Origin of the sequence: Cryobacterium sp. 10I1, from assembly GCF_035019805.1 — a bacterium.
Lineage (GTDB): Bacteria > Actinomycetota > Actinomycetes > Actinomycetales > Microbacteriaceae > Cryobacterium > Cryobacterium glucosi.
In genome coordinates, this window is record NZ_JASJVF010000239.1 from 1 (window position 1) to 4964 (window position 4964).

A 4964-nucleotide genomic window follows, 5' to 3' on the forward strand; every position below is an offset into this window, starting at 1 on the left:
CGCCAGGCTTGCCTGGCGCGAAGCGGCGCAGTTGGCGCGCACGGGGGATCTACAGGGAGCTACAGGGAACGCAGGACGGCGACGATCTTGCCGAGGATCTCGGCGTGGTCACCGAGGATCGGCTCGAAGTTGGTGTTCCTCGGCAGCAGCCAGGTGTGGCCGTCACGCTGCCGGAAGACCTTCACCGTCGCCTCGCCATCGAGCATCGCGGCGACGATCTCGCCGTTCTCCGCGGTCTTCTGCTGGCGGACGACGACCCAGTCGCCGTCCATGATCGCGGCGTCGATCATCGATTCGCCGACGACCTTGAGCATGAACAGCTCGCCCTTGCCGACGAGCTGGCGCGGGAGCGGGAAGATCTCGTCGACCTGCTGGTCGGCCATGATCGGAACACCGGCCGCGATCCGCCCGACGAGCGGCACCATTGCCGCGTCGCCCACCGGGGTACCCTGCTGGAAGTTCTCGGCGGCGCCGGCCGCGGTGTCCTCCGGCGACTGCGGCAGCTCGATCAGGACCTCGAGCGCCCGGGGCCGGTTCGGGTCCCTGCGCAGGTAGCCGCTCAGCTGGAGCTGGTTGAGCTGGTGGGTGACGCTCGACAGCGACGACAGGCCCACGGCGTCACCGATCTCCCGCATGCTCGGCGGATAGCCGCGCTGGCCGACAGAGCGCTGGATCACGTCCATGATCGCGCGCTGCTTGTCGCTGAGGCTCTTCCTCCGACGTGTTCCGCCGCGCTCGGGGGAACTGCCGGCGAACGGGGTCACGCTGTCCGGGGTCACGCTGTCCTGGGTCACGATGTCGCTCCTGTCGGTGGCGGTGGGCGGTGGCGGGCGGTCGCCCCGGTGGATGCCGTGAGGCGACCGTATCCGAATGTCAGTGGTCGCTGGTTGAGTTCACACCAGTCAATCGAAACTGTAACCAGCCTGGGGCGAAGTGCAGACATTCATTCGAGTGTGTCGTGTACTTCACCCCAATAATAACCGGAGAAAGTCTTGATTGTTCGAACAATCGAATATATATTCGGAACATAGCTTCGTATCCGGCTCTCCCGGCCGAGAGCCGGATACGAATACACAGGAGGCAGACATGAGCACAACAATCGAGCTGGTCCCGGGGGCGCACACCCGGCTGCGCATCACCCGGCGCGGTCGTGCCGTGCTGACCGCGATCGCCGGCGTCCCCCTCGTCGTCGGCGCGCTTGCCCTCGCCCTCAACGGCGGCCTCGCCGCCGCAGACGGCAGCACCTTGAGCGGCAGCGGCATGAGCGCCGACGCGGGTGGAAGTGCGACGACCTTCGACTACGTCACGATCCAGTCGGGCCAGTCGTTGTGGCAGCTTGCCGAGCGCATCGCCCCTTCTGCCGATCCGCGCGAGGTCATCGCCGAGATCGTCAACCTGAACCAGCTGCCCTCCGAGAGCGTGCAGCCGGGCCAGCGCTTGGCTCTCCCTGCCGAATACTGAGCAAGCCGGATACTGAGCAAGCCGGACAGTGAGCAAGCCGGATACTGAACCACCGGAGTACTGAGCAAGCCAAATACTGAACCACGGGCAATATGACCCGCCGGTGCTGAGGCCCATCGGTAACATGGGGGGAGTGACCAGTCTCAACGACCTGCCTCTCCGCGACAATCTTCGCGGGCTCACTCCCTATGGGGCGCCGCAGCTGCACGTGCCGGTCGCGCTCAACGTGAATGAGAACACCCACGGCATCCCCGAGGACGTGGCCGTCGACATCGCCGCAGCACTGGCCGCCGCTATCCGGGGGATCAACCGGTACCCGGACCGGGAATTCACGGAACTGCGCGAGGCGATGGCCCGCTACCTCGGACACGGTCTCACCCGTCAGAACATCTGGGCGGCCAACGGCTCCAACGAGGTTCTCCAGCAGGTGCTGCAGGCCTTCGGCGGGCCGGGACGCACCCTCCTCGGTTTCGCCCCCACCTATTCGATGTACCCGTTGCTCGCCTCGGGAACCGGAACCCGCTGGGTCGCCGGTGACCGCGACGCCGACTTCGAACTCACCCCGGAACGCGCCGTCGACTGGGTCAACCGGGTCAATCCCGACCTCGTCTTCCTGTGCTCCCCGAACAACCCGACCGGCACCCCGCTCTCTCTCGACGTGATCGCCGCCGTCTACGACGCCTGTGACGGCATCGTGGTCGTCGACGAGGCCTACGCCGAATTCGCTCCGGTGGGAACGGCATCCGCTCTCACCCTGCTGCCCGGCAGGGAACGCCTGCTGGTCTCCCGCACGATGAGCAAGGCCTTCGCATTCGCCGGGGCCCGGGTGGGCTACCTCGCCGCCGACCCGGCCGTGACGGATGCGCTGCGGCTCGTGCGCCTGCCGTACCACCTCTCCGCGCTGACCCAGGCCGCGGCCGTCGCCGCTTTCGCGCACACGCCGGAGATGCTGCGCATGGTCGACGACATCCGCGGCCAGCGCGACCGCCTCGTCACCGAGCTGCACCGGCTGGGCTACCGCCCCTTGCGGAGCTGGAGCAATTTCGTGCTGTTCGGCGGGGTCTCCGACCCGCGCGGAACCTTCGAGGCGCTGCTCGCCGAGGGCATCCTCGTGCGCGACGTCGGGATCCCCGGCCACCTGCGGGTCACGGCCGGCACCGAGCGCGAGACGAGCGTATTCCTCGACGCCCTCGAAGCACTGGGCCACGCGTAACCGCCCGGGCCAATAAACTAGCCGCATGAGCTCACAGTCACCGGCCGCACAGTCATCGACCGCACAGGCCCGCATCGCGCACCTGCAGCGGGAGACGAGCGAGTCGAGCATCGACCTGACGATCAACCTCGACGGCACCGGCGTCTCCGACATCCACACCTCGGTGCCGTTCTACGACCACATGCTCACCGCGTTCGCCAAGCACTCGCTGACCGACCTCACCGTGCGCGCGTCGGGGGACATCGAGATCGACGTGCACCACACCGTCGAAGACGTCGCCATCGTGCTCGGACTCGCCATCCGGCAGGCGCTCGGAGACAAGTCCGGCATCTCCCGCTACGGCGACGCGCTCGTGCCCCTCGACGACGCCCTCGCCCAGGCTGTCGTCGACATCTCCGGCCGCCCGTACCTCGTGCACACCGGGGAGCCTGCCGGCTTCGAGTTCCACCTCATCGGCGGACACTTCACCGGCTCGATGGTGCGCCACGTCTTCGAGGCGATCGCATTCAACGCGGCCCTCACCGTGCACGTCACCGTGCTCGGCGGCCGTGACCCGCACCACATCGCCGAGGCCGAATTCAAGGCCTTCGCCCGCGCCTTCCGTCAGGCCAAGGCCTACGACCCGCTCGTCTCCGGCATCCCCTCGACCAAGGGCGCCCTGTGACGAGCGTCGTCGTCTTCGACTACGGCACCGGCAACGTGCACTCGGCCGTCAAAGCCCTCGAACTCGCCGGCGCCGACGTGACCCTGACGAGCGACCGCCGCACCGCCCTCGAGGCTTCCGGCCTCGTCGTGCCCGGCGTCGGAGCGTTCAGCGCCGTGATGAGCGCCCTCACCGCCGTGCGCGGCGACGAGATCGTCGACCGCCGCATCGCCGGGGGACGGCCGGTGCTCGGCATCTGCGTCGGCATGCAGGTCCTGTTCGAGCACGGCGTCGAACGCGGCTCGGACACCGAGGGACTCGGCGAATGGCCCGGCACCGTCGCCCAGCTGCCCGCCAAGATCCTGCCGCACATGGGCTGGAACACCGTCACCCCCGACCCGGACTCGCGCCTCTTCGCCGGCATCGAGGACGAGCGGTTCTACTTCGTGCACTCCTTCGCCGCCCAGGAGTGGACGCTCGAGGTCACGCCGCCGTTCCCGCGGCCCCGGCTCACCTGGGCGGAACACGGCGGACCGTTCCTCGCCGCTGTCGAGAACGGACCGCTCTCCGCGACCCAGTTCCACCCGGAGAAATCGGGCGAGGCCGGCATCCGCCTGCTGAAGAACTGGATCGGTACCCTGCGGGACTGACCGTCCCCTCTCGCTTTTGTTCGGCGGCCCGGCCGCACCCATCCCTGATCTGAGGACTACCGTGACTGAAACCACCCCCCGCCTCGTCCTGCTCCCGGCTGTCGACGTCGCAGACGGCAAGGCCGTGCGCCTCACCCAGGGCGAGGCCGGGACCGAGACCAACTACGGCGACCCCGTCGACGCCGCCCTCGACTGGGCGAGGCAGGGCGCCGAGTGGATCCACCTCGTCGATCTCGACGCGGCCTTCGGGCGCGGCACGAACACCGACGTGATCAGCCGGGTCATCCGCGAGGTCTCCGGAGTCAAGATCGAACTGTCCGGCGGGATCCGCGACGACGCCTCCCTGCAGGCGGCGCTCGGCGCGGGCGTCAGCCGGATCAACCTCGGCACGGCGGCCCTGGAGAACCCGGACTGGGCTGCCCGCGTGATCGCCGAACACGGTGACCAGGTCGCCGTCGGCCTGGACGTGCGCGGCACGACCCTTGCCGCCCGCGGTTGGACGAAGGAAGGCGGCGACCTCTGGGAGGTGCTCGCCCGCCTCGAGGAAGCGGGCTGCTCCCGTTACGTCGTGACCGACGTCACCAAGGACGGTACTCTGCAGGGTCCGAACCTCGACCTGCTCCGGCAGGTGCTCGCGCACACCGACCGTCCCGTCGTCGCCTCCGGCGGCATCTCGAGCCTGGCCGACCTCGTCGCCCTGCGCGAGCTGGTCCCGCTCGGACTCGAGGGCGCGATCGTGGGCAAGGCGCTCTACGCCGGCGCCTTCACCCTCGGTGAGGCCCTGGATGTCGCCGGCCGTTAATCTCGGATCGACCGGCCTCCCCGGGGGCCCAGAAGGCCAGGGAGGCCCCGGTCGCGCCGGCGTCCCTGCCGACTCCGCCGGGCAGCCCTGGGCCGGCCGTGCCTTCGAAGCCAACGACCACGCCGACGACGACGGATCGGCCCCGCTCGACCTCCTCGCCGCCCTCGCCCGCTACCGCGACAGGGAGTCCGGGGA

General features: G+C 69.0%; 6 protein-coding genes and 1 pseudogene. 6 read left to right on the forward strand and 1 reads right to left on the reverse strand.

All coding sequences use genetic code 11. The features are described from left to right. Positions 1-59 precede the first annotated feature (59 nt). Positions 60-683 carry a transcriptional repressor LexA gene (lexA, locus tag QN345_RS15485; RefSeq protein ID WP_241975417.1) on the reverse strand — a complete coding sequence of 208 codons (624 nt, stop codon included), beginning with the start codon at positions 681-683 and terminating at the stop codon, positions 60-62. Positions 684-1086: 403 nt separating this feature from the next. Between lexA and QN345_RS15490 the strand changes: the two genes are divergently transcribed. From QN345_RS15490 to QN345_RS15515, 6 genes and pseudogenes are all read left to right on the forward strand, one after another. Continuing rightward, a complete protein-coding gene (locus QN345_RS15490; RefSeq protein ID WP_134446971.1) occupies positions 1087-1461 on the forward strand; it encodes a LysM peptidoglycan-binding domain-containing protein in 375 nt (124 codons plus the stop codon). 133 nt (positions 1462-1594) lie between these two features. Then, positions 1595-2674, forward strand: coding sequence for a histidinol-phosphate transaminase (locus tag QN345_RS15495; protein ID WP_370294541.1), 1080 nt, complete (start codon positions 1595-1597; stop codon positions 2672-2674). A gap of 25 nt (positions 2675-2699) precedes the next feature. Then, entirely contained in the window at positions 2700-3338 is a 639-nt protein-coding gene (gene hisB, locus QN345_RS15500) for an imidazoleglycerol-phosphate dehydratase HisB (RefSeq protein ID WP_134446973.1), read from the forward strand. Continuing rightward, entirely contained in the window at positions 3335-3967 is a 633-nt protein-coding gene (hisH, locus tag QN345_RS15505; RefSeq protein WP_322136131.1) for an imidazole glycerol phosphate synthase subunit HisH, read from the forward strand. Before hisB ends, hisH begins: the two co-directional genes overlap by 4 nt. Positions 3968-4028: 61 nt before the next feature. Continuing rightward, positions 4029-4769: a bifunctional 1-(5-phosphoribosyl)-5-((5-phosphoribosylamino)methylideneamino)imidazole-4-carboxamide isomerase/phosphoribosylanthranilate isomerase PriA gene (gene priA / locus QN345_RS15510; RefSeq protein ID WP_134446977.1), complete on the forward strand. Its 741-nt coding sequence runs from the start codon at positions 4029-4031 to the stop codon at positions 4767-4769. After that, positions 4753-4964, forward strand: a pseudogene (locus QN345_RS15515) (hypothetical protein); the annotation flags it as partial. The gene priA and the pseudogene QN345_RS15515, both read left to right, overlap by 17 nt.